29 protein-coding genes are annotated in these 24,693 nt (G+C 56.8%); all 29 read right to left on the reverse strand.

Annotated features, from left to right (window positions below; translation table 11 throughout):
• Nucleotides 1-418 (reverse strand): glutaredoxin-dependent arsenate reductase (gene arsC / locus KOSB73_RS00005; protein ID WP_098140141.1); only part of this gene is annotated, 418 nt, incomplete at its 3' end.
• A gap of 49 nt (nucleotides 419-467) precedes the next feature.
• Nucleotides 468-1,751 carry an arsenic transporter gene (locus KOSB73_RS00010; protein ID WP_001549887.1) on the reverse strand — a complete coding sequence of 428 codons (1,284 nt, stop codon included), beginning with the start codon at nucleotides 1,749-1,751 and terminating at the stop codon, nucleotides 468-470.
• Nucleotides 1,752-1,846: 95 nt separating this feature from the next.
• Nucleotides 1,847-2,200, reverse strand: coding sequence for a metalloregulator ArsR/SmtB family transcription factor (locus KOSB73_RS00015; RefSeq protein ID WP_001549886.1), 354 nt, complete (start codon nucleotides 2,198-2,200; stop codon nucleotides 1,847-1,849).
• A gap of 216 nt (nucleotides 2,201-2,416) precedes the next feature.
• Entirely contained in the window at nucleotides 2,417-2,644 is a 228-nt protein-coding gene (locus KOSB73_RS00020; RefSeq protein WP_049103390.1) for a hypothetical protein, read from the reverse strand.
• A 12-nt stretch (nucleotides 2,645-2,656) separates the two neighbouring features.
• Nucleotides 2,657-4,528, reverse strand: coding sequence for a hypothetical protein (locus tag KOSB73_RS00025; protein ID WP_064365526.1), 1,872 nt, complete (start codon nucleotides 4,526-4,528; stop codon nucleotides 2,657-2,659).
• 9 nt (nucleotides 4,529-4,537) lie between these two features.
• On the reverse strand, nucleotides 4,538-5,413 hold the full coding sequence (locus KOSB73_RS00030; RefSeq protein WP_064360382.1) for a tail fiber assembly protein: 876 nt from the start codon (nucleotides 5,411-5,413) through the stop codon (nucleotides 4,538-4,540).
• Entirely contained in the window at nucleotides 5,413-6,168 is a 756-nt protein-coding gene (locus tag KOSB73_RS00035; RefSeq protein ID WP_064365527.1) for a phage tail protein, read from the reverse strand. Before KOSB73_RS00035 ends, KOSB73_RS00030 begins: the two co-directional genes overlap by 1 nt.
• Before the next feature lie 2 nt (nucleotides 6,169-6,170).
• Nucleotides 6,171-6,755: a YmfQ family protein gene (locus tag KOSB73_RS00040; RefSeq protein WP_016807443.1), complete on the reverse strand. Its 585-nt coding sequence runs from the start codon at nucleotides 6,753-6,755 to the stop codon at nucleotides 6,171-6,173.
• A complete protein-coding gene (locus KOSB73_RS00045) occupies nucleotides 6,740-7,816 on the reverse strand; it encodes a baseplate J/gp47 family protein (protein WP_064365528.1) in 1,077 nt (358 codons plus the stop codon). Before KOSB73_RS00045 ends, KOSB73_RS00040 begins: the two co-directional genes overlap by 16 nt.
• Nucleotides 7,803-8,255 carry a phage GP46 family protein gene (locus tag KOSB73_RS00050; protein ID WP_049128811.1) on the reverse strand — a complete coding sequence of 151 codons (453 nt, stop codon included), beginning with the start codon at nucleotides 8,253-8,255 and terminating at the stop codon, nucleotides 7,803-7,805. The genes KOSB73_RS00045 and KOSB73_RS00050 overlap by 14 nt, the downstream gene beginning before the upstream one ends.
• Nucleotides 8,252-8,791, reverse strand: coding sequence for a phage baseplate assembly protein V (locus KOSB73_RS00055; RefSeq protein ID WP_064365529.1), 540 nt, complete (start codon nucleotides 8,789-8,791; stop codon nucleotides 8,252-8,254). The genes KOSB73_RS00050 and KOSB73_RS00055 overlap by 4 nt, the downstream gene beginning before the upstream one ends.
• Nucleotides 8,782-9,867, reverse strand: a complete 1,086-nt coding sequence (locus KOSB73_RS00060) for a phage baseplate assembly protein (protein ID WP_064365530.1) — start codon at nucleotides 9,865-9,867, stop codon at nucleotides 8,782-8,784. Before KOSB73_RS00060 ends, KOSB73_RS00055 begins: the two co-directional genes overlap by 10 nt.
• Nucleotides 9,860-11,116, reverse strand: coding sequence for a DNA circularization protein (locus KOSB73_RS00065; protein WP_064365531.1), 1,257 nt, complete (start codon nucleotides 11,114-11,116; stop codon nucleotides 9,860-9,862). The genes KOSB73_RS00060 and KOSB73_RS00065 overlap by 8 nt, the downstream gene beginning before the upstream one ends.
• Nucleotides 11,116-12,912: a phage tail tape measure protein gene (locus KOSB73_RS00070; protein WP_064365532.1), complete on the reverse strand. Its 1,797-nt coding sequence runs from the start codon at nucleotides 12,910-12,912 to the stop codon at nucleotides 11,116-11,118. The genes KOSB73_RS00065 and KOSB73_RS00070 overlap by 1 nt, the downstream gene beginning before the upstream one ends.
• Nucleotides 12,913-13,010: 98 nt before the next feature.
• Nucleotides 13,011-13,394: a phage tail assembly protein gene (locus tag KOSB73_RS00075; protein WP_064365533.1), complete on the reverse strand. Its 384-nt coding sequence runs from the start codon at nucleotides 13,392-13,394 to the stop codon at nucleotides 13,011-13,013.
• Nucleotides 13,395-13,397: 3 nt separating this feature from the next.
• A complete protein-coding gene (locus tag KOSB73_RS00080; RefSeq protein ID WP_049138388.1) occupies nucleotides 13,398-13,751 on the reverse strand; it encodes a phage tail tube protein in 354 nt (117 codons plus the stop codon).
• Between the two features lie 9 nt (nucleotides 13,752-13,760).
• The gene (locus KOSB73_RS00085) at nucleotides 13,761-15,242 is read right to left on the reverse strand and encodes a phage tail sheath subtilisin-like domain-containing protein (RefSeq protein ID WP_064365534.1); all 1,482 of its coding nucleotides are present in this window, start codon (nucleotides 15,240-15,242) and stop codon (nucleotides 13,761-13,763) included.
• Between the two features lies 1 nt (nucleotide 15,243).
• Complete coding sequence (locus KOSB73_RS00090) at nucleotides 15,244-15,453, reverse strand: DUF2635 domain-containing protein (protein ID WP_064365535.1); 210 nt, start codon at nucleotides 15,451-15,453, stop codon at nucleotides 15,244-15,246.
• A 2-nt stretch (nucleotides 15,454-15,455) separates the two neighbouring features.
• Complete coding sequence (locus tag KOSB73_RS00095; protein ID WP_064365536.1) at nucleotides 15,456-16,067, reverse strand: hypothetical protein; 612 nt, start codon at nucleotides 16,065-16,067, stop codon at nucleotides 15,456-15,458.
• Complete coding sequence (locus KOSB73_RS00100) at nucleotides 16,064-16,606, reverse strand: phage virion morphogenesis protein (RefSeq protein WP_064365537.1); 543 nt, start codon at nucleotides 16,604-16,606, stop codon at nucleotides 16,064-16,066. Before KOSB73_RS00100 ends, KOSB73_RS00095 begins: the two co-directional genes overlap by 4 nt.
• Complete coding sequence (locus KOSB73_RS00105) at nucleotides 16,606-17,046, reverse strand: gp436 family protein (RefSeq protein ID WP_064365538.1); 441 nt, start codon at nucleotides 17,044-17,046, stop codon at nucleotides 16,606-16,608. The genes KOSB73_RS00100 and KOSB73_RS00105 overlap by 1 nt, the downstream gene beginning before the upstream one ends.
• The gene (locus KOSB73_RS00110; protein WP_225990779.1) at nucleotides 17,046-17,666 is read right to left on the reverse strand and encodes a hypothetical protein; all 621 of its coding nucleotides are present in this window, start codon (nucleotides 17,664-17,666) and stop codon (nucleotides 17,046-17,048) included. The genes KOSB73_RS00105 and KOSB73_RS00110 overlap by 1 nt, the downstream gene beginning before the upstream one ends.
• Nucleotides 17,667-17,741: 75 nt before the next feature.
• Nucleotides 17,742-18,644 carry a Mu-like prophage major head subunit gpT family protein gene (locus KOSB73_RS00115; protein ID WP_019704461.1) on the reverse strand — a complete coding sequence of 301 codons (903 nt, stop codon included), beginning with the start codon at nucleotides 18,642-18,644 and terminating at the stop codon, nucleotides 17,742-17,744.
• Nucleotides 18,645-18,646: 2 nt separating this feature from the next.
• Nucleotides 18,647-19,618 carry a phage protease gene (locus KOSB73_RS00120; protein ID WP_049082011.1) on the reverse strand — a complete coding sequence of 324 codons (972 nt, stop codon included), beginning with the start codon at nucleotides 19,616-19,618 and terminating at the stop codon, nucleotides 18,647-18,649.
• 233 nt (nucleotides 19,619-19,851) lie between these two features.
• Nucleotides 19,852-20,694 carry a phage head morphogenesis protein gene (locus KOSB73_RS00125; protein WP_064365539.1) on the reverse strand — a complete coding sequence of 281 codons (843 nt, stop codon included), beginning with the start codon at nucleotides 20,692-20,694 and terminating at the stop codon, nucleotides 19,852-19,854.
• Nucleotides 20,687-22,258 (reverse strand): DUF935 domain-containing protein, encoded by a 1,572-nt coding sequence (locus KOSB73_RS00130; protein WP_098140143.1) that lies wholly within the window; start codon nucleotides 22,256-22,258, stop codon nucleotides 20,687-20,689. Before KOSB73_RS00130 ends, KOSB73_RS00125 begins: the two co-directional genes overlap by 8 nt.
• A complete protein-coding gene (locus KOSB73_RS00135) occupies nucleotides 22,258-23,847 on the reverse strand; it encodes a terminase large subunit domain-containing protein (RefSeq protein WP_064365541.1) in 1,590 nt (529 codons plus the stop codon). The genes KOSB73_RS00130 and KOSB73_RS00135 overlap by 1 nt, the downstream gene beginning before the upstream one ends.
• Entirely contained in the window at nucleotides 23,844-24,419 is a 576-nt protein-coding gene (locus tag KOSB73_RS00140; RefSeq protein WP_064365542.1) for a DUF3486 family protein, read from the reverse strand. Before KOSB73_RS00140 ends, KOSB73_RS00135 begins: the two co-directional genes overlap by 4 nt.
• On the reverse strand, nucleotides 24,409-24,693 hold the full coding sequence (locus KOSB73_RS00145; RefSeq protein WP_064365543.1) for a hypothetical protein: 285 nt from the start codon (nucleotides 24,691-24,693) through the stop codon (nucleotides 24,409-24,411). Before KOSB73_RS00145 ends, KOSB73_RS00140 begins: the two co-directional genes overlap by 11 nt.

The raw sequence follows: 24,693 nt of genomic DNA on the forward strand, positions 1-24,693 counted from the left end.
TTTCTGAGACGACCCCATCAATGACGGCTTCGCCGTCCTCTTTGGTAAACGCGCCCTGCTGCGGGTCCGGCAGTATGTCCAGAACCACTTCGGAGGGACGGCACAGCTTCGTGCCGAGCGGTGTCACTACCACCGGGCGATTAATGAGGATCGGATGAGCCAGCATGGCATCGAGCAGTTCGTCATTGCTGAAGCGGTCTTCTGCCAGGCCGAGCTGTTCGTACGGTTCGGTATTTTTGCGCAGCAGGTCGCGCACGCCGATGCCCATATCCGCAATCAGCTTCTTCAGCTCATCGCGTGACGGCGGCGTTTCCAGATACAGAATAACCGTGGGTTCGGCGCCGCTGTTACGGATAAGCGCCAGGGTATTGCGGGATGTCCCGCAGGCCGGGTTGTGGTAAATGGTAATGTCAGTCATAAGCGGTACTCCGTAAAGGGGCTGCACGGGCGCAGCCCCGGGGTTAAAGTTAAACAGACAGGCGCAGGGCCAGCGCGGCCAGCGTGACAAAAAGCACCGGCAGGGTCATCACGATGCCCACGCGGAAGTAATAGCCCCAGCTGATGGTGATGTTTTTCTGTGCCAGCACGTGCAGCCACAGCAGGGTTGCGAGGCTGCCGATAGGGGTTATTTTCGGGCCGAGGTCACAGCCGATGACGTTGGCGTAAATCATCGCCTGCTTCACCACGCCCTGTGCGCTACTACCGTCAATCGACAACGCGCCAACCAGCACGGTGGGCATGTTGTTCATGACGGACGAGAGTGCCGCCGTCAGGAAGCCGGTGCCGAGCGTTGCGCCCCATACGCCGTGCTCTGCAAACCGGTTCAGGGCGGCGGAAAGGTAATCAGTCAGTCCGGCGTTACGCAGTCCGTATACCACCAGATACATGCCCAGCGAAAAGATAACGATCTGCCAGGGCGCGCCTTTCAGCACCCTGCCGGCGTCAATCACGTGTCCTTTGCGGGCAACCAGCCAGAGAATAAACGCCGCCACCGCCGCCACCAGGCTGACCGGCACGCCGAGCGGCTCCAGAGCAAAAAAGCCAACCAGCAGAAGAACCAAAACCACCCAGCCAGCCTTAAAGGTTCGTGCATCCCGGATGGCTTCCCGCGGTGCCTTCAGCTTCGCCAGGTCATAGGTGACCGGGATGTCCCTGCGGAAAAAGAGATGAAGCATCACCAGCGTGGCCGCAATGGAGGCAATGTTCACCGGCACCATGACGGATGCGTACTCGCTGAAGCCCAGCGTAAAGAAGTCAGCCGTTACGATGTTCACCAGGTTCGATACGATGAGCGGCAGGCTGGAGGTGTCAGCGATAAAGCCCGCTGCCATCACAAACGCCAGCGTGGAGCCGGGAGTGAATCCCAGCGCCAGCAGCATGGCAATAACGATCGGCGTCAGAATTAGCGCGGCTCCGTCATTGGCAAACAGCGCCGCCACTGCGGCACCCAGCAGAACGATATACGTGAACAGCAGCCGGCCCCTGCCGCCTCCCCAGCGGGAAACGTGCAGCGCGGCCCACTCAAAAAAGCCGGACTCATCGAGCAGCAGGCTGATAATGATGACCGCAATGAACGTGCCCGTGGCGTTCCAGACAATCTGCCAGACCACCGGAATATCACCGATGTGCACCACGCCGGTCAGCAGCGCCAGCGCCGCACCGATGACGGCACTCCAGCCAATGCTCAGCCCCTTCGGCTGCCAGATGACCAGTACCAGCGTCAGGATGAAAATCGCACCTGCCAGAAACATACCCGCTCCTATTGAATACAAATGCCTGTTAAACCGGACTGATAAATTTTCGATGCGTAATATATTCGATAATCCAGATATATACCGGTAAATTTTTAAATGCAGACAGGCTTGCCGTTGGTGGTGGCGTTATCGCGTTCAGCCTGCCGGCTGAGCTGGCGGATATCATCCCGCTGGCAGAGATAAGCCTGTTCGATAACCGCCGCTGCCCACGCCGGCATATGAGGCGACAGACGATAGTGGATCCATTTTCCGTCCCGCCGGTCGGTAAGCAGCCCGTTTTCTCTCAGCAGAGCCAGATGCCGTGAGATTTTGGGCTGAGTTTCTTTCAGCACGGACGTAAGTTCACAGACGCAGAGCTCCCCTTTTTCGCGTAGCAGCAGCACGAGGCTGAGTCGGGTTTCGTCGGAAAGGCTTTTAAAAAGCTGCAGGGGGGACACGGGTGGCATGGTGACTCCTTATTGTGACTGACCTGAGTGTACCTGTGAAACTTTCTCCGTCAAATTTATATTCACTTAATCATATGTATGTGCGAACGCCGGACGAGCCTGAGTATAGCGCGCGAAAAGATTTGATACTATTTTGAAAATCTTTCGATACTGCTCCGGGTGGCTCAATAGAAGAACTTTTGATACCACCCGAGCTGGTATAGGCGTATCGGTAAGCTATTGCTCTGTATTTTCTTGAAGTGTTTCGATATATGCCCTCAAAAAATCTGAATCTACTGAGGTATTAGGGAATTTTTGAGTAAATTCCATCCACATAACATCCATTTGTTCCTGATCAAGACTACTGAGCGCAAGACTGGCTGCCTCTGAAGAGCGAAAGCGACCACCTACCGGGACAAACCCATCCTTAATGTAAAACTCACCGTTTATTTCTGTAATTCTCATAATTAACTCACGTTAGCTGGTTGGTGTATAAGTAAGCAATGGAGCAAAAGAGACTCCATTATTCGCAGTGTTGATATACTCAACCACTGTGGTCACCACTTTGTTATCAACCATATTCATATTACCCAGTCGCTGCGTGCGAACGCAGGCAGGAAAAGAACCATGCGTCGGAGGCCCCCAGCGCGTCACAGAATCAAAAATACAATCATTTGTCGTAAAGCCACGGTCACCGCCCTCGACATAGGAAAATATGGCTCCTCTGACGCCAGAAAGATTGACGAAAGCCCGGCTCGCCAGATTGACCTGCGCAATATAGCCTCCACGGAAATCCGCTTTGTGTTGGTAGTACGAATTCAGCTGTGCCAGATTACAATCAATGAATGTGACAGGCTTTCCTGCCGGAGACTGCGTCCGCTTCACGGCTCCATTGAACATACACGAGTAAAATGTGATGTTATTCACAGTATCAGCGGCAATATCAAAATCACTGATAATAGTGGACGATATGACAGTAAGCCCGTTTGTTCCATAATGTGGAATTAGCTTGTCAATGGTGCAATTGAACAGCACGCCATTCACCATACGGCAAACCCCGCTTCCGTCCGAATATGACATGCGGCTATTGCAGATAGTTATTGGTTGTCCATGGTTATAGTAACCCCGGAATGATGAGGCCGTAATCGCTGCATAGTCACCATAGGTACTCGAAACTATGCTGGTATTCATTGACAGTGCACTGGCAAACGAAGCATACAGATTTAGTGTAACAGCAGGTGTTATCGATACCGTGCCAGCATCATCAGAAGACATTGCATCCAGTACAACCTGGCCAAGTACGCTATTACTCAATAATAAATTTGAATTTTGATAGGTAAGTCCAGAAGGTGAAAGCGTTGTGCCATCATCTGTGGTCAGTATCATCAGCCGCTCAGCATGAATCGTATGTATTTCAGAGCGGATAACGTTGATACCCATCTGTTTATGATAGGCCCGTTCAACCTGTAAACGACCTATCCACAGACAGTTTGACGTATCACCAAAGGCGGAAATCTGAAATGCATAAGATGCAATGTTACCGCATAGCTCTACTGAAACAGACTTAAATGCTGAATCCCATACGCTCCCGAGGAATATACCGTGACCATTGAATCCGGTCGCTCTCATTGCTTCAATCGTTATCAGAGCGCCCTTAATGAAAATCCCGTTAGACAGGCTGTTTCTGCTGTCGCACTGTATCTGTAATAGTCCGTTGACGCAGACATTCACCGCCCTGTCATCACTCCAGCGGGTATCCGGGTTACCAAAAGTTACAGCAAAACGGGCATCATGCAGATAACTGAAATTTTCAGGATCAAGGAGAAAGCGTCCCGAAAAGTCAGTAATAATATGTCGAATACCTGTGAGATCGATGGTTTTAGAGATTCGCCAGGGACCGCCACGTAAATCTATTCCGTAACTCAGCTCTTTGGCTACCGCGACAGCATTAAGAACTGCATCAGTATTATCAATATCCGGGCTATTGCCTTGTCCGCCAAACATAAAGGGCGTTATGGACTTAATACCATCTTCGGTCGTGCCTCCCCATGTCAGGCCTGAACGACGCGCACCTTCAATTTTCAGCGTACTCCAGACCAAGTCGATATTTCCGCCTGAAAAATTTTTAATTGCCGTTGCAATCTGGTTGTATTTCGTTTTATCCGGCGTGTCTTCTACAAGTTCAAGTATTGCAAGTAACTCGGCCTGAACGATATTAAACCAGTCAGCACCGGGCCAACTGATGCCGCCTTGCTCCTGACTTTCCCCAAACCAGCGCGTGGAAATCGACTGGGTTTCCTTTGGCTCCGGCATCTCCGGGACGCCGCTGGTATTGTCGAGATGATACATGACGACTCCTTACGGCTTCTCAGGCCAGACAATATCGTGGGCAGACGTATCCACGCGGCTTAACGCAAGGCGGTATTCTTCCCAATGTACCAGTTGCGTGGCTTCATCGTCAGTGGCCTGTCCGCTGCTGACGGCATAGTTCAGCAGTGAGATCTGCTCGGATGCCGCAGACAGCAATTTAACCTTCTGACGGTCAGCCTGAGCGGCAAGATAAACCCGCTCGGCCTCTGTATTTTTCACCCAGGCTGAGCCATCCCACTCATCAAACTGTCCCGGCATTTTGAGGGTATAACCGTCAGGAACGGGACCCACTTCAAGAATGGTGATCGTCTCGCGGGTTTCGGTATTCCAGGCAAGCTGGCCGCGCAGGTCTTTGAGGTAAATCCATTCTGTGCCGTTCCAGCGGGTGACGAACGTCGGCTTGTCTTCTGGCGGTGCAACGAACGTGCAACCCTCCGGCAGAATAAACCACGCGTCAGAAACGACGTGCTTAGTCCCGTTGCTCTCGTAATAAAGCTGACCGGTTTTATCTTCAACTTGCGTCCACTGGCCATCCGTGAACAACAGAACGTAACCGGCATCAGCGACCGGCGGCTCAATAGTCACAGCCCATTCAGGAAGAGACTCACTCAGCGCGGAAATAACAAAACCGGTGCCGTGAATATTCCAGTAACGGGTCCCGCGAATATCGTCCACATATTCCCATTCACTATTTTTAAATATACCGGTCTGGCCTTTACCCGGCTCACAGGGAATATGCGTGGTATTAACAGGCAGACCGGTGCCTGCCGGAATAGTCATAAAGACCGAACCATTATAAACACCATCGGCATCGTACTGATAAAGCCAGATGGCCTGCGGGTTTTGAGAGAATTCAAATGACATTATGCTAACCTCACGATGGCGTTAAAGGCGATATTTTTGACGGTGTTTTCAGTATTGCCGGTGCTGGCCACCGTGGCCGTGTGAGCATGAGCGCCTATATAGACGGTGTGATGGTGCGCCGGGGCGGTGCTGGTGTTGTTGCGGGTGCGATGAGAATCGTTATCTGACCCGACCACATAATCGCTGTCCCAGACATCACCCGGAGCAACCATTCCACCCTGATGGAAGTGCTCGTTGTCGTCGCTGGTTGTTTTGGTGCCGAGGTCGGTACTGCTAATCGTCGCATTATGGGCGTGAGCCTTTATGCCGTCGGCTTCAAAAGACAGCAGCGCACGCCCGGAGGCGGGCAAAAACTTGATAGTCTGGCCGCGCATGTCCGGCAGAACGCCGGAGGGATACGCCACGGCAAGGCGCGGATAAGCGATTTTATCGAAGCCCTGACCGAGCATCAGCGTAAAGCCGGTCGGCGCTGTCGCCCCCGGCCACGCAAACGGAATACCCGGCGGCAGCATATAGTCCGAGGAGAAAATACGGATGGCCTGCGCAAACTGATCCAGCTGCGTTTTATCCGGCGTGATATTTGCCAGCGCCAGCACGTTCAGCATTTCTGCCTGAATAGCATTAAACCAGTCTGCGCCCGGATAACTCGGCGCAATACCGTCGCCGCCTTCGGTAAACCAGCGGCGCTCGGTAAATAATACCGGCTTAATAGCGGGCATATCAGGAACGGAAGAGGCATTATCCAGGTGATACATAATTAAACCTCGTAAAGAAAATCATAATCGTGGCCAGCGAGCCGGTAACGACGTAAAAAACATTCCAGTATCTGCGCCTGTAAACTGATTAACGGCGTCAGGACGTTGCTGATACTGCGAAAGCGGATCATCGGCATATCCGTGACCGTCACCTGCAGCAGGTAGCGGTATTTATGCGAATAAATCGGATACATGATGTCGCGCATCACGTGATGCGGCAGGATTTCAGTCACCTGAATGGTGAAGCCCAGTGCATCCTTCACGGCCTGCTCAATCTGCCAGGTGGCCAGCCCGCCCTTGCGGTGATACTTCTCCACCACGGCATCGCGGCGACGGTCGAAGCCGTCCGGGATGGCGTTACAGTCCGGCAGACCGAGATAGTCCTCCCAGTCGGCCAGCAGCAGGTCAGTGGTCTCCGGGCGCATCTCGGTGACCAGCAAATCCGCGTTCGCCTCCGCCAGCTGCAGGCGGGAACTGAAGCCCCGGAGCAGTGACGTCAGCGCCGCCGTCTGGTCGCGCGGCCATGCCTTACCGCGTGGCATCAGCTGCTGCAGGACGTCCTGCCAGTCCTCTACACGATGCGCCATGTGATTGCTCCCAGCGTCAGCAGCTCATAGTTCTCGCTAGCCTGATTGGTGGTGAGGTCCAGCTCGTAGTCGGTGACACCCGTCGATGAGCCGATGGCCGTTCGGATGGCAGAGAGCAGCAGCGTGTCGCCCGGCGAGACCGAACGAAACAGCGCCTGCAGGCTCAGGGTGACCGCAGAGCGGATGGCGGCAGTGTCGGGGATGACGCGAATGGTCAGCGGTACCGGCTTGAGCGTCAGCGGGATGGGCCAGACCTCGATACCGCCGGGCTTGCCGACGTAAGTCCCGGTTGCCGGGTCCTGATGGCGGAAAAGGTACGCCTGCATCGCCTCGCGGTCGGTGCCGGTCGGGATAATGTCCGTGCGCTGGTCGTAGACCCATGCAAGGCCCACCGTACCCAGCCCGTGCCAGCAGTCAAAGGCCCATGCCCGGCTGATACCCGGCAGTTCGGTGGCCCAGATAACGTAATCATGCAGCGCGCCGCCGGTTGGCGGGTTACGCTTGCGGTACAGCAGACGGGTCAGCAGCTCGGCCACAGACTCGACGTCCGCGCCTCCGGAGATACCGGCATCCGCCACCACGCCATCGCTGTTAACCCCGGCCACCGGGGAAATCAGAGTCAGGACGTCGCCCGCCGTCAGGTTGCCGCTGAGGCCCGTCTCGTCAGCCTGCACGGTGACGGTGATTTTGCCCGCTGACGGGTCACTGGTGGCGGTGACGTGGTAGCGTACGCCGTCCTGCGTCTGCATCTCCGTATCGAGCGGCAGCGGTCGGGTGCCGGTGAAGGCGACCGGTCCGCTGGCATAGGATGCAGCCTTACGAATAACGCCCTCATAGCGGGCGGTATCAATGATGGTTTCGTCAGCGGACTGCTCTGACGGGATAATCTGGTTTTTAATCCACGTCTGATAATCGTAGACATCGCGTAAAGCGCCACTGAAAGCGGTATTTAACGCGCGTTCAACGCCGATAATCGGTAATTCCTGGTCGAGGGCAATCTCTAAATCCTGAATACCGGCACGAATAAGCTGGCGGAGCGTCGGGACATTAAATGTAGCCATTTTCTACCGCCTCCCAGCGTTTCTTTATTTCGACGGTTAACTCGGTTTTATCCGGGCGGGTGAGAATAATGGTTAATGCCAGCCAGTTAATACGGGGAATAGTGGCAATGACCTGCGCATTTCGCGCATAGCCGTAGCGTAATAACGGCTGCATGGCCAGACGGGCGTAATTCTCCGCGCGGAGCCTGACCTCTTCGGTCAGCTTTTCACGGTCAATCAGCCAGAGCTTTGAGCCCCATTCAAAATCGCTGTAAGAATTACCGCACCAGCCGCGACGGTCATCGGTGCCGTCGGGTATTTCGTCGCTGGTATCTGCCCGCGCATCAGTAAACAGGCAGATATACACCAAAGAAACAAGGCCCTCGTCAAACGAAAGGCCATTGTGTTCAATCTCGATATCGCCGCCAGCGGGCAGGTGCCAGTTTATTCTGATGGTCATAAGGGTTTAGTCGTGTTTTCACCGTCACCATCCTTATGAATATGGTCAAGGAAACTTTTCCCCTTAACCTGAATATCTTCACTGAAAGAAGTGGGGCCGGTGATATTTATCTGTTTACCGATAATGTCACAGCTCTCTTCGGCAACCACATTTACCGTCTTCCCTGTTATTTCAATCACGCCATTCTTTTTCAGGCGAATAATATGGCCTTCCTGATGATAAATAACAACGTCGCCTTCTTCACCGCCACGGGGACGGCTCCCTTTATCCTCGACGGCGATGGCCACCATGCCGCCGCGACGGCCACCGACAGCAACGACAATCGCCTCTGAGCCCGCAGGCGGAACGCTGGAAAAGCCATAGTTCTGGAAGCGCTCGACGTCGTCGTTAGTCTCATCGGCCAGCGACTGCACCTGCAGGTTCTGCCGACCGAGGCTGTCCGTCACGATACGGACCAGCGCACGGTCCACCATCAGGCGCAGGCGGCGGCCCATAGCGGCGATAGAGCGGGAAAAGTTAACTGCGTTCAGTCCCATGTCACCCCCACGGAAGTCTTTGCCTTCTTGCCTTTACTTTTAGCTTTCTGTTCAGGCATATCCAGCGACTCTGGCGGGACCAGTGTCAGCACGGTCAGCCGCCCCTGATCGCCTTCCATAAAGGAAACGGACTTAATCAGCCAGGTGACGTCGAGCTGCTGAATGGCATCGGTTACCTTCACCAGCCGATTTGTCTGCCACAGCGGACCGCTGATACCGTTCTCACGCCAGCCCGCGACGGTGATTTCGGTGGTATTGGCTTCACCCATCATATGAGCCTTGTGCCATTCGCCGCGGGCGCTGGCACCGCCGACCGTCAGGCTGTCCTCGTTGACCAGAATCTTCGGACGATAGCGGGTTATTTCCGGGTCGCTGACTACCGTCTGACGGCCGCCGATCATCTTCACCGGCTGGTCGTCCCATGTTGAACCGCCCGCGCTGGCGGAGCCCTTGACGATGTACTGGCTGGCCCGTTCGCGCCAGCTGAAGCGTCCACGTGCAGCCAGAATATTGTCGCCGAGAGTTAGCGCCACTCCGGCCCGTTGGGTGGATGCGCGGGTGATGACCAGCCGACCGTAAGCGTCTGACGTCACCAGAACGCCGCGCTGTTTGGCCAGCCGGTCGAGCAGTTCAAAGCCGGTTTCACCCTGTTCGAGGGTGATGCTGCCAAAGGCGTCGCCGGTGTCGGTCTCGTTAACCACCTCGATGCCGTAGGGTTTGCAGATGGTGGCTGCCAGTTGCTCCAGCTTCTGACCTTTCCACTGACCGGATTTATCGACCACTGAACTGTCCACAAGGTCACCGGTCTTGTCGCGACCCATGACGCGCAGGGAGACATTCTCCGAGTCATAGCTGGGAATAAAGTCGTCAATGTAGCCTGTCAGCACGCGGTCGCTGCCGATATCAACGGTGCAGGACTGCCCCGGCTTGATGGAGCGAGGAGCCGCAGCAGACCAGCGGGCGGTAACGGTCAAATCAAACTCTCCGGCGATATTGTCGAGAGAGCGGTTGATGGTCATATCCGTCCAGCCGCCCCAGACCTTGCCGTCAACGTCAAGGGTTAACTCTTCAGTCATTGCTGATGATCTCAATCGTCTGTGAAGGCGTAATAAAGGAGGGATAGCGCAGCCGGTTGCGGGTCACCAGTTCGTCCCGGTTCTCCGCGTCGCCGGTCTCGCGGTAGGCCAGCAGCATGACCGGCACTGTCCGGGCAGGCGTTACGCGTCGTAGTTCCGGCAACTGGATGCTGCGGATGCGTACATCATTTACCACCGCGAACCGCAATTCGCGAAGGGAGCGCCACAGCTCACGGAGCCCGCTTTCGACGGCTTCCGCAGCGGTCTCGCCGAGACGCTCCGCCAGCTGGTCGCCGGTGCTCTGCGCATCCTGACCGGTTTCAAAGGTCGCGGTGGCCACCGCTTCAGCCTGAGCGACCAGCGTGGAGATAATGACCAGACGGCGGAAGTCGTCGATATTGGTCTCCATCGCTGCCGTGGTCTCCGGCGTCGATGCCGGTGTGACGCTGCTGGCAAAGCCGGTATCAGTATTCACGCTGATGTTATCGACAAGGGATTTGGTCGCAGACTGCGCTGCCCGGTCGCCTTCCCACTTATCGCGTAGCTGGTCATAGACCCGCAGTGCGAACGGGGGCTCAGATACGAGGTCTTTCATATCGCTGATGAGGCCAGTAATATCGCGGATCATTTCACCGGGTGCGGCGGCTACAATACCGGCGAGGTCCTTAAACCGGTTGAGGCGGTCCATCCACTCGCTGAGCGCATCCGGCAGGGTCGGCAGGCTGGTGACAAAGCCCTCCATATCCTCCAGCAGGGTATCCACCATGCTGCCGACACCGTCGAGCGCCGCGAAATAATCACCGCTGGCCAGCGCTTCCTTGACCTTGTCCGCCGCGCTGAGCGTGGTGGCGCTGGTGTCTTCGTTGCCGGACGGGAACAACTGCTCGCCAGCCTCGTACACCTCAAAGGAAATGTAGACAATGCCGCCTTCTTCGGTGGAGAGACGATGCGTAACGCGGCCCACCTGAACCTTCTGAACGCCGAACCACGGATGCACCAGTTCACCGGGACCGGCAGTATTGAGCGCGGCCAGCAGGCGGTTCATCTGGTCGATGTAGTCACTGCCGAGCAGGATCGCGTTAATCTGCTGCTGAGTCAGCACCGCGCCGTGGTCTTCCGTCCAGCCCACCTCTTTTTTGGGGTAAGCATGGGGGATGGCGCGGCGGCCGCCAGCGCCCTCGACGTCGCGGAAAAAGAAAGGTACGCCCCGGAACGAAGCATCACGCAGGTCTTCCCACTTGATGGCCATTAGTCTTGCTCCGTACTGCGTAATCCGGTACCCGCACTCATGGTGACGCCGGGGGCGTTGACCTTGACGCTGGTCACCTGAACCCGATCATCTTTAACAGAGACCTCGATACTGCCTTTCAGCTCAGGTTGCTGCAGGAATGGGTAGCCAGACTGATTTTGTGGCTGCATAGACGCCCACGGCGACGGGTCTTGGTAACCCGCAGGTGACGGCGAGGAAGACGTGAAAAAGTTTTTGATGTCCTCCCACATCGTTGAACGCTCATTGTTCTGCTGAACCCTTTTAAGGAGTTCTTCGCGTCCTTCGTCCGAAAAAGGGTCCATATCAGTTAACCCCATCAACTTACTGGCAATTAACCCACCCCGGGCAAGCATTCCAGGCCAACCTGGAAGGTCGGCGGTAGTATCAAGAAGATCGTTAACCTTATCTTCTCCTGTTCCACCCAGCCCACCTGCTGGCCAGTTGGTCACATAAACTGGCATTACACCTGAACCAAACACATCAGCGATACCATTAGGTATACCCTTACCTTTATTTGGATTAAGTACGTCCCAGACACCTTTACCAAACTGAAACGCTTTGCGGGCTGCAATAACCCCCCCGACTGCGATGGCGATATTTTTACCAATCTCCAGCCAGTGCTGGACGGTTTCCTGGTCAACGGAATTAATTGCATCAGCCAGCTCCTGGACTGGTTTTGCGAGATTGCTGTTTGCAAATTTTTTCCAGGTGGTGTTTAGTGCAGTGACGGCTGATGTGAAATCTTTAGATGCATACTCGGCATCTTTCATAATGCCCTGACCATCGGCCACTACGCCGTTATAGCGTTTGAGGTTCTCCGCACCTTTACCGGACGTCACGCTGCTAAGCAACAGGATGCTATCCTGATTAAATCCGGCCCCCAGTAAGCGTGCGCTCTGAGTTTCTGCGCCTTTATTCCCTGATTTTTTTGCAATCTCTCCCATCAGTGTTGGCAGTGATCGCATTTTTCCGTCTTTACCGAAAACATTTATGCCATTCCGGCGCAACTCCTTCACAACCTTCGGAAGCTGCAGATCCCGAATCAGGTTCTCAACTGCAGTAGAGGCAGTGGTCGTATCACCGGTAGCATCGACCGCGCTCTCCAGCGCCACGCCGACGTCCTTCACGCCCCGTACACCTGTTCCCCCTGCGGCGGCATACATTGAGAACGCTTTTACGCCGCGTTCGGCGATATCCTTCAGTTCAAACGCACCTTCTTTACCGAGCTGATTCAGGGTATCCATTGCCTGCAGGGTGTCTTTCTCGTTGCTCAGGTTAAACTTTGTGAACTGAGAGAAGAGTCCTCCGATACTTTCACCATCAGCACCTGACGCAGCGATAGACGGTGCTATGATGTTTCGGTTCTTATAGCCGTAATCAATATCACCAGTCACCGTCCCGACTTTCTCAATCGCGCTGACCACTTCACTGTCATCGACACGAAACTTGATCGCAGCATCCTGCATACCGCCAAACATCTCGGACATTTCTTTTTTGGTCTTCTCTGCTGCCAGTCCCATACGTGTGATGCGGCGATCTGTCGCGGCAAAGTCTCTCAACATGGCACCACCGGCAAAACCGGCAATCATGGTGGTATATCGATTGCCCAGCGCATCCAGACCACGACCAGCCGCCGCCGTCGTGGCTTTGACAACCGACATTGCCCGCTGATTTGTGCGGGCGAACTCGGACATGTTGGCACCGTACTGGCGGGCTTTGGCGGTCAGGTTACCTGCCAGATTGATGAGTATTTCAGTGGTGAGGCGGTTTGCCATGTTGCTTCCTCAGCTGCTCTGTCAGGCGCAGCAGCTGCCGGAGAGGCAACTGCTGCAGGTAGGACATATCAAAACGTTGGGAAAGATTGACGATAAGGTTACTCAGCGCCGTCGCCAGCGGCACCAGGTCGCCCCCGTGACGCGGTCTCCGAAAGCAGGTCATCGAGAGCAGCTGCTTTACTGCTGAGTAACTCCAGGTCCTCTGGGTGAAAGGCGTAGATTTGCTTGAGGGACAATGGCCCCGGTATCTCACCCACAGAAGCAATCTGTCGCCGCAGCATACCCAGCCCCATCAGCACCTCAGAACAGTACGCCACCGCCTTGCCATTCTCCCCGATGACCACGCGCTCCGCCTCAAGCTGGGCGTCGATAACGTCTTTTGAGGTCAGCTCGCGAAAGGTCACTTCTTTGTAGCGGATCTCATCGTCAGTGCCTTTACCGGCGACGTAACCGTGTTTTAAGGTGATTTTCATCTCAGCCATGGCTTACACCTTCACCAGTTTTTCGCCAAGGAAGTTGGCGCTGATGGTGCCAGCGTCTTCATCCAGCGTGGCCGGTTCAGCGGTCGCCGCGCCGGTCATCATGTAGGTCAGACCATTATCGCCTTCAAACATGACGGTAACCCCCTCCCAGCCACTGATTTCAACCACATCGACATCCTCTGCAGCTGCGATGGTCATCTGGATCGAGGGACCCGCCATCTTGCCTGCCAGCCCCCAGACCTTGCCGCCGCCCATATGCTGGGTACGTGTTTTACCGCCCGGATTGAGGGTGGACTTACCTGTGGTTTTGATTTCGCGGCCATTAATACGGATGGCCGCCTGGCCCAGAATGCTCATAAAGGCTCCTTAAAGTTTGTACTGGACGAGACCGGCCAGCACACGCAGCTGGTTGACCAGGTTCGGGTGGCAGATGAAGTTCAGGCGGTTTTTATCGTCGCCGTCGAGATACACATCCAGCGTGTCTTTGTAGTCGTCGAAGTCCTCAACCAGACCCGCCGGGATAAGCTCAGTCAGCGCGATATCCAGCAGCTCGGCGCGGGCAATCTTCGGCGTCATCACCGGCTGGCCCGGATCAAGCAGGTCGAGCACATCATCCCCGGCCAGCTTGTGACGCGGATAGCGGTTGGTGAACCGGTTTTTGATGACGTAGCGGATACGCCCCAGCGTCGCCGGTGACTGCACGTCGAGGTACGACGTATCGGCGTCACCATACTGGTTGACGCGGTACATGGTGATTTCACGCTCGATGCAGACGTTGTCGCTGGCATCAACGTAATGGGTGGCGATGCCGTCATGCAGCAGCAGGTTGCGCTCCGGCATATCCCAGCGCACTGTCTTGACCGGCGGCAGGATGCCCGGCAGCACCAGCGTCTGCAGCGGACGGGCCGGGTCGTTGGCCAGATAGTATGACGCTATACCGCCGTAAGATGCCGCCCACAGCCAGTGCGGTTGCGGTGCGATGTTGGTCCCGATGCAGGAAATTAGCCAGTCATTGCGGGTTTCCCCGAAGGTGCCGCTTTCGGCATGGGTGCCCCGGTAAGCCGTCCAGAGCTGTGCCTCAATCATCTTGAGTGGCCCCCAGCGTTCGAGCAGTTCATCCCGGATAGTATTCAGGCTCTGCGTATCGTTGAACGGGAACACAATATCGGTGTACCAGTCATCGCCCAGCGCCGCGACAACCGCCGCAATATCCGGGGTGCCGGTGCCGCCGTTAAAGGCGTTGATGGCCACCGCAACGCCTGCAGGGTTCTGCTCGCCGGTATAGTAGTTGAGACGGACGTCCATCGCATTGCCGGTCGCGCCTTTCCAGTTGGTGGTCAGGGTGACGACGTCGGTCGAATCCGCTTTCAGCGCAGCAGTAACCTGCGTATCGGGCAGTTTGTTAACGGCGGCGATAATGGCTGTCGCGGTAGTGTCGGCGGTATCGTCAGCGCTGACGCCAACCTGCACCGATATACCGTTAACCAGCAGGGCCAGCGTACCCGCAGCAGTGGCCGGGCCGGTGATGGTCAGCTCTGCTTTTGAGGCAGCACCGGCAGCAATATCAGCCAGGCCCATCGCCCACACTTCGGTATAGCTGTTCGCCTTACGCAGGGTTTTGAGCATCCCGGCCAGCATGGAGCCTTTGCCGTAAAGCTGGTCTGCGGTGCCGTCGCTGGTGATGCGGTTTTGCGTCAGAGCGGCAGCGGTGCCGGTCGCACTCTGCTGGCCGATGACGATAATTTTGCGCGACTGCGCCGGGGCGCTGTCGAGCGCCTGAGAATTATCAATATCGATGTACACCAGCGGAACGCGGATATCAGCAGGAATATTACCCAGTGACGACATATCACTTCTCCTTTGCGGTTCGGGTCTGGCGGACTTCCGCCGGTTCGGTTACGGATTCAGCCTGGATATCGGTGATAACAACATCACCTTCAGCTTCGCGGCGATGCCACCATGCACTCATGAGGAGCGTTTCCCCTTCAGGACTGAGGCGCTGGCCATCAGCTTTTCGCACCAGCAGCCCCGCGTGGGCGGGCTTGATATGTTTTTTCATCGTTATGGCTCTCTTACGTTAATAACGCCTTCAATCGGGATGGTGCCATCGCCGACCTGCAGCGTGGCCCCCAGTCGCAGGAAGTCCGGGAGGGTGGCAAGGTCGATCACATCATCCAGGCGGAACTCCTGTTCCCACGTCACGGCCCACATGGTCAGCCCCAGATCGTTAAGCCCGCCGGAATAGATATTGTCGGCGCTGACGGAGGTGGCCAGACGTTCGGCCTTCATGCCGTCAGGGGCCCCGCGCTGGACAATACGGCGAACCAGCTTACCGACCAGCACCTCGCAGCGGGTATCACGTGTATAGCCCCATGCATCGGTGGCCATCACATACGCCGCCCAGGTGATTTCGCCGACAGTACCGCCAGCCTGAGCGCGGATGTTGCGCACCCGGAGTGCGGCCAGACGGATACAGCCATCACGATCTGACAGCCAGGTTTTGACCTCAGCCGGGGTGCTGAACTGGCCGATATGGCGTTCAATCACGCTGACGCGGTCAGGCTTGTTTTGCTGAGGTTCGTTCAACAGCTCCGGCTTCAGCCACGCCACTATGTTCTCAGCGGCGGAGACCGTGGAGCCGGTGGTCAGCAGGGACGGACGTTCATTGCTCACGGTAATACCTCACTCCAGAAATCGCCGATGACATGCATCAGCTCATCACTGTTTGCGGTGGACAGCCCGAGGTACTCGCGCTGCGGAATATTCATCTCGCGGGTATGAGAGCCCACGGTCTGCCAGACCGGATGCTTCAGCGCCCGGCCAAACGCCTGATGAATGAGACGCTTATGAGCGCTGACCGGGACGCTACCAGCAAAACCGTCCTGGTGAACGCCGCTGTAGCTGAGTGGCGAACCCACACGAACGCGGCCACGCTCGACGATGTACTGGATGCTGTCGAGCAGATCGCCATTCCCCTGCAGCAGGCTCTGATTCCCGCTGCGGGTCTTGCGGTATCCCTCGGACCATTCCTCCCAGCGCTCGCCAGCCGGTGAGGTTTTCTCGTCGCTGATGCGGCGGCGGGTCTGCGATTCAACGACAGCGCCGATACTCTCCAGCAGCTCCTGCTGCAGCGAGCTGTCGGAGAGCTTCTCTATGGCCAGTCGCATCTGCTGCAGCTTCTCAGCACCGATAACCTCAACCGATATCCCCATCACAGCACCCCTTTGAGGTTGTTACGGGTGAACAGACGTTTGTTATCGGAGACAACTATCATCCTGCCGTTATCAGTCTCAGGAGCCGGAGTGTCGGTCGGCAGGCCTAGGTCGCGCGTCCCGTTCGCCATCTCCTTCAGGGTCTGGACGGCGCTGTCGTAGCGTTTCTGAATCAGGTCAGTGATCTGATTGTCGCGCTCGGACAGCCAGTAAATGGCGATGGATACGGCTACCCGGTGCAGCGGGCGCGGAACGGTGGTGATGTTCAGCGGCAGCTGATAGCGCTTAGACAGAAACGAGTTGATCTCAGCGTCAGCATCCTCGATGGCCGTGACTATCTTCGCCTCGTCGAGCTGGTTCGTTGCCTTGTCGATGGCCATAGTCCATACCAGCGAACCATCTGTGGCCAGCAGGTCATCACGGGTAACGTAAATACCCATCAGCCTTTCTCCGCTACCGTCTGCAGGACCGTCACCACCAGATGAGGCTCAGCTTTCAGGCGCTCGGCGGTTTCGTGACTGATGAAGCACTCCACCACCACATCACCCTCCAGCGCGTTCGCCTCGTTATCGCCATCGGGATCGTCGCTGACAAACACATGCACCGGCTCACGCGGCCAGAAGCGGCCACAGCGCCAGAACCCGCGCTCATGTCTGGCGCGAACCTCCAGCACCACCAAATCATCGGTTGCAGGGGATGCGGTGATAAGGTTCTCACTTCCGCCACCGGCGGCCAGACCTTCGGGGGTCAGGTTTGTCTGTAATTCACCCTGAACGGTATTAAGGTGGTCAGTTGAAATGTGGGCCGCAGGCGCGGAAATGCTGACGTTATCCCCGGTCAGGGTAATGACGTCACCCGATGACTGAAACGCACCAGCATCGACAGGCTTCAGGCTGACGGGGGACGCACCCACCGCAACGTAATGCCCTGGTAATGTGACTGACCGTTCAGCTCCCGGCAGGTCAGATGCATCAGCCTGTGCCACTTCCGGCGCTGAAATCTTGCCAGCGCGACCTTTAGCGCTTTGCTTACCCGTTGCTTTTTCTTTCGTTCCACTCACTGTTCCATCCTCATTAAAGGTGGGTTACAGCGGGTTTAACGCCCGCTGTAACGGTTTTAAAACGCAGACTGGCGATTACGCCGGGGTGGTGATAAACGGGCTGTCGACGATTTCCACATCCTTGTAATAGATGTTGGAGTTACCGCCATCGACCAGCATTGCGTCGATGATCTTCTTCGCGGCTGCGCGGTTGTTCGGACCCACGACCAGCGTGGTCGGACGGATACCCAGCGGCGAACCGGAATCGCGCTTCATGCCCTGCAGTACCTTCACCGCCGCTTCATAGTTGGCGACAGTCAGCGGTGCGCGGGACCCGCAGGCGGTCTGCCAGAACCCAAAACCGACGTTGCAGCGCCCATCCACGCCATACAGGAACTCATTGTTCTTGAAGGTGTGTTCGCTGCTGAGGTCATCCAGTGCCTGGAAGTTAAAGGCGCGGCGCTTCTGGTAAAGGATGGGTTTAAGCACCTGACTTTCATCAATCAGGAACCACGGCTCACCTTTGTCGGTTGCGATATCACCCACAATGTTGCTGTAGGTGCCGCCCGCCATCGGATGGTCGGTATCAAAGAAGTTCTGGCCGTCAAAACACAGGGTGGTGAAACCGGCAACCAGCAGCGGAAAGCTCAGCGTGTCAGGGAATTCGGCGACCTGCTGACCGAACGCCTGCGCAATGACGCTGTACTGGCCAATCTGGTCATCTTCGATATTTTCGCGCTTGACGCGGATGGAGTTTTCCCAGGTCTTGTTGGCGATGGTATAGCCGTACTGAGACAACTGCGCGAACTGGCGCTCACTGACCCACTCTTTGATGGTCGGCAGGTCCGAGAGCCAGCCATACGTATTGGACGCAGAGCCGCTCGGCACTTCAGTAGCAATGCGCAGGTACTGCGGAGTCACACCTGCGAGACCTCGGGTGAAAGCTGCGCTCAGGGAGGTGGTGAGCGCGTGCAGGATTTCTGCTGACGGTTGCGGCATTCTTATTGCTCCTGTTTCGGTTTAGCGGCGAGAAACTCTTCCTGGGTAAGACCCATGCTGCGACACATCGCCAGTTCGGTTTCGGTCAGCGTGGTCTGCTGCCCCTTGTTCTCTTTACCTTTGGACGGGTCCTGATTGACCAGCGGCTGCGCAGTTTTCACGAACTCGGCAAACTGCTGACGGCCTTCTTCACTGCGGCAAAGGGCCAGATACATATCGCGGTTAGCGGGCGCGACTTTCCCGGCGGTTACGGCATCGTCAACCAGCGCGGTGGCCGTCTTCTCATCCAGTGTCTTCAGACGATCTTCCGCTGTCTGAGCGCGGTTCAGCGCCAGTTGATAGGTCTCCTGCGGGATGAACTTTGACAGGTCCGGGTTCTGAGCACGGTTCAGCGCGGTCTGTTCGCTGTTCTTGATGGTCTGGATCGCTGATACGGCATCGTCAACCGACGCGGTCTCAGCCAGCCCCAGTGCCGTGGCAATCTGCACAGGTAAAGGCATGGTGTTCTCCGAGTTAAGAGCGGGTAAATACAGGTTGGGTTTGTTGGTCAGGCCAGCGCTGGAAAGATGCGAGACCTGACCGGTAGGGAAATGACGGAAAGCCGGACTGTAATAGCGGTACTTCTTACCGCGAACGAGCGCTTCGCCGTCAGGCGTCCATTCGATATGACCGTCAATGCTGCCGTCGGCGTTGACGCGCATGGCATCAATCCAGGCATAAGCCGGGGCTTCTTCACCTTTAGGCCCAAGCAGCTCGGTGGAGTGTTCGGCATCAAACGGCAACGTCGGGTAACGAAAGGACGTGGCAATAATGGCCTGCGGATTGTCGTTTACCCACGTACGGCCATCCCGGCCAGTGAATGTGCCCGCAGGGATCATCGGCAACCATTCCGGCAGCGGCGTGCTGGCATCCGACAGGTCGGGAAGCTCGAAGCACAGGGCCAGAAATTCGAGTTGTGTTGCAGGCTTTGGCATGGTGCTGTCCGTCGTTAAAGGTAACTGACGGACAGTGTCGGCTATGCGGGAGAAGAAAGTGGATTAACCGCTTTCCCTGTATATAAAGGAAGAGTGCCGGGCAAGCGCAGCGGGAATACCGTTCAAACCCCGTTCAAAAACGCCGTGGCGCGTTTAAGAAATTTTCAGAGAATCATCGTACCACAAATGCCGATAAAGTCTCTGAGCGCGTTTGAGGCGGATTACCGCCTCGTTTAGTTGTCACTGTCAAAGGCGTTTTGCTTCGCGGCCAGCTGGCGCTCCAGTTCGGCCTGTCGGCGCATACCCGGATTGTAGTCCCAGCCCGGATCAATCCCTTCCGGCACCATCTCCTCTTCGCCGGTGCGCTTGTTCACCCACTTCACCCGTTTGACCGGCGGGGCTTCGGTGCGGATCGGGACGGTCTGGCGGATAACATGGCCGGTTGGCTGTCCGCTGTCGTCGAGCTGCTGCACGTTGCGCGGGACACCATTTTTCTGTAACTGATCGTACTCGTATTTGCTGACCTGGCGAACCCCGCATTTACAGCCCCAGCCGTTGGGGCCGATGTGTGTCTGCCAGAACGGGTCGTCAACAGGCAGGCAGAGGTCAGCCCATTTCAGGTGCTCGGCGCGGTGCTCGCGTGACGGACCCAGCGTATACAGCAGATAGGGCATTGCGCGTTTAGTACGCTGAATACGTTCCCACTGACCAGCACTACGGGCAGTACGCATGTTGGTATCGTAGATGGTGCGCAGACGACGATCGCTGCCGAGCTGCACTGGCTTTGTCTCACCTGTCAGCGGGTCATCCATCATCTGCTGACCCCACCATCCACGCTTCACAAGCAGAGGCTTCAGCACCTCCCGGAATTCAGCGAAAGACTGACCACTGGCCATCGCGTCTTCGACCAGCGCTTTGACGTCTGAGAGCAGGTCGAGCTGCGTCATCTTCGCCACGGTAAAACCGATGCTGTGCTCCTGCTTCCAGACATCGCGATAATCGAAGCCCGGCGTCAGCTTTTTCGACTTCAGCCAGGCGAGTGCCTCTTTGGGGATAATATCGGGAGCTTTAGCCATCGTTCGCATCTCCCAGTGCACGTGCCTTAAAGCTCAGCATCGCCAGCTGCTCGACGAACGCGGCAGGTTCCAGCGTCTTCTGCAGGTCCGGCAGACGTGCCAGAAACTCCTCAAAGCTCCCCGCGTCTTTCGCCAGCTGCAGCACCGGACTGGTAAATGTATCGCCGGTCTGCTCCCAGTCCTTCAGCGCCTCGCTGACCATCGCATCAATCGCATCGTCCTGCGAGCGGTTAAGCGCCAGTTGCTCACGGTTGAGCGCCGGTGCCGGGCTGAAGGCAGAGAAGCTGTTGGACGGCGAGAGTACCACCGCGCCGGTCTCCGGCTCACCCAGACCAAACTTGTCCCGGACCTCTGATTCCTGCACCCGCAAACCACGATCAACCAGGGGGATAAGCGCATCGACAAAGGCTTTGAGGTCCTCCGGCTCGCTGATAGCCAGCTTCACACGCGGATACTTTTCCTGCGGGCCGTAGTTGAACTGAATAAACGGACGGACCAGAAACTCATTGAGGGTGTTTTCCAGCTGACGGGCATCCCAGCGGGCAATATCCATGCGCACCCGGTCATGTACGTCGGCCTGAGACCGCGAACTGCCGTCATCGGTGGTCATAGTTTGCCCCAGTACGGCCTTACTGGTCTGGGCGTCGCACCACTCCGCCATTTCTTTAAAGAGAGCACCACCGCCGTTACGGCTGGCCGTCTCCTGCATCTCAAGCTGCATACTCTGGGGGATAGCACACCCGGCATCGGAAGCGATGGAACTGATGGCGTCAATGAGGATCTTAATCTGCTCATCGGAGGCATTGGTCCCGTACTTGCCGACGACGATGGGAATGCCAAACTTCTCGGCGAACGCCCACCAGTCACGGACGGTGAAGGACTTCAGCATATACATCACCGCCACCAGACGGGCCAGACCGTTACGCAGGGGCAGACCGGACTTGAGGCGGGGATAATGGATAACATACTTACCTGGCGTCAGCGGGATACCATCAACCGGCTGCTCATCGGTCAGCAGGCGGAACTGGCGCAGGGTTTCGCGGTCAGTTTTGAGGAAACGCGGGTCAACCCATTCGTAGTCGCGGGGTTTCCAGCCGTCACGGGTGTCCCAGAGGATTTCGCAGACACCCACACCCTTGCCGAGCCCGTCAAGCAGGTCAAACAGCAGCTCAGGTATCTGCGGCTGCTCAATCAGATCGCGTACGGCATCAGCCAGCATCACATCATGTTCATCGTCGCTCGCCGCTTCCACTGCCGGAGGAATACCGGCGACGGTCAGCTTGCGGGTACGTAAGACGCTGGAATAGTGCAGGTCGCGCTCTTCCATCTCTTCGGCAAGGATAAAGTAATCAGTAGCATTGCCTTCCGTCACATTACGTAACACCCCGGCCAGTCTGGCCGGGGATATGGTACTCGCCACGCTGATGCCCGGAGAGGGTCGCCTGACGCTGACGCTCCCGGCCCGGGCCTCTGCTTGTTTCATATCCGATTCACTGACAGTGACCGGCTCACCCGTTGAGGGACTCAACAGGCTGCGGATGGCCCCGGTAAGTTTTTTTAACATCAGAGCAGTCCTCGCTGATTTTTAAGACCACGGGTGATACGCAACTGACGATGACTGTCGCTGTTGCGCTGCTGTTGGGGAGTGTTAAGCCGGTGCAGTTCGTAGCGCTGGCAGTCCTCTTTACTGGCGAGAAAGGCGAGGAAGATCGCATACGCGCTGTCGCCGTGACGCTTGTGGCCATCGCTGCCGGTGTTCTCCCGGTCATCAATACCCGGCACTCCGCGCTGAACGACAATCTGCCCGAGGTCGCTGATAACGTCCTCATGCTTCGGCAGTACCAGTTCATCGTCTTCGAACGCGGCCTTGAAGCGCGGCATGTTCTCGCGGTAGTGGGCGACGGATGGCATCACCACCTCCACCTCAGCGCCGTACTTCTCCGCCGCCTGCTCGGCCAGATAGTTACCGTTCCCCCGGCCATCGAGCTTGATACCGTCGCGGCGGGGCAACCGATCGCAGATAAAGAACAGCGCCTGCTCCTGCTGCTTGTAGGGCACATTGGCCAGCTCGACCAGGAACGGCACGGTGCGGGTGGTGTCATCGTTGACAATCATCGGCGCAAAAACGGTCAGGTGTCCCGACCGCGCAAAGTCTTCTCCGAGGCAGTGGCGAAGGTTTTGCGGCAGCGTGTTCAGCACGGGCAGCACCTCCTGATCCAGCCATTCCTGCATATCCAGCGCCCGGATGATTTCCGGCATGGCATTGAATTCTGCCGTGCCGGTAAAGCGCAGAACGGGACCGGCTCCCCTCGCTGCACGTTCACGGATGGAGCGGGCCAGATAGGTGCCGCCGCCGTTCTTCGGCTCGCAGTAGTATTCCTCGCGGGCGTCTTCTTCGGTGGCGGTATCGCTCAGCAGGTTCGCCAGCCACTCCGTCTCGGCATCCGGTGACCACGGCTTTTTCGTCACCTGACAGATACGGCGATACAGCCCCTCGCTGATGGCCAGTTCGATATCAATACGGTGAACGGAGTACCGTTTCTTGCCCGCACGGCTGTCAGTGATGATGGTATTGAACAGGTTTTCAATGCCGTTATGGGTGGAGATCAAACGGACCTTAGAGCCCCACATGGTCAGCGCCAGCGCCGCTTTCAGCACGGCAGCGAGGTCTTTCTGGAATGCCGCTTCGTCGATGATGACGTTACCCTGCATACCGCGCAGGTTTGAAGGGTTTGACGATAGCGCCTTGATTTTGAAGCCGCTGGCAAAGTTGATGACGTAAACCAGTATGTCCTTGTCGTCATCCTCCAGCGCTTCCTCGCCAATCGCGGAGGCCGCGAGATTATATGCCTTCGCCCACATGGCGCAGGCGTCAATAAACTCACGCGCCATGTCTTTGGTGGTGCCGACATAGAAGGTGTCGGTTCCTCCGGCTTCCGGTGACATTGACCCGCTGAGCGCCGCCTCGGCGGCTTCCGCCCACGTCAGGCCGGTACGACGGGATTTCTCGGCAATCTTGAGCTGGGACGTGTCCGCAATCCAGCGGCGCTGATACGGCAGCAGCACCTGATCCGCGTCGAACTCGCCCGCCAGAATGGCGCTGGCGGACTGATTACGTAACTGTTCCTGCGCTGACAATGGTCCGGCCATCATACGATCCCCAGAATCTGGCGACGGATATCAGCGGCGGTTTCCGCAGACAGCCCGGCACTTTTCGTGATTTTCTCCGCCTGCGCGGCGGCTTCTTCGGCGAAGGCCTGGCGGATCTCTTTCTCGCGTTTGTGGCTGGCCATCGCGGCGGCTTCCAGACGCTGAGCAACCAGCGCCAGCTGGCCGAGGGCCTTCGGCTCAACCGGGCCTTCTTCTTCAGCGAGTGACATCGACGTTTCGAATGCCAGCGTTTTCACAAACTCCATCAACAATTTGCCGACGTCCGACGTCGGCGCAGAACCCAGCTTCGCGGCCCAGATTTCCGCCATTTCGCGGGAGGCGCGAATTTTGGCCCCGAACTCTTCCATACGGCTGGCGTATCGGTTCAGGCCCGTGCGGCTAAGCTTCATGTCTTCCGGCAGGTTGTGGCCGTCAATCAGTTCGTTGATGGCCTCGCGGATCTCTTCCTGGGTGTGGCGTTTCTCACGCAGCATCTGATGCAGCTGATCACGTACACCATCAGGCAGCAGGTCGATTTTGGAGGGGCGGCCACGGGTCGGTTTCTCAACTGCCATGTTTGCTCCTTGCTGCCTTTGCCAGCTGCAGCTGGTTTTTCCGCTCTCTGGTGATGGCCCGACCCAGCGTTTCAAATGCACGTCTGAACTCAGGATTCTTGTTCAGAAACGTGTTGGTAAAGCTATCAGGAGAGCTGCGGTCATAAGGTTTTCCGGTCTCTTTCTCGCTCAGCGGCGCGATAACCTGAGACTCAATCTCAGAACAAACCATGACTGCGGCCAGTTGATAAAAAATACGCCGCTGTGCTTCGGTATAAGGTTTAGTCTTAGCCAT

Origin of the sequence: Klebsiella grimontii, assembly GCF_900200035.1 — a bacterium.
GTDB classification, from domain to species: Bacteria; Pseudomonadota; Gammaproteobacteria; order Enterobacterales; family Enterobacteriaceae; genus Klebsiella; species Klebsiella grimontii.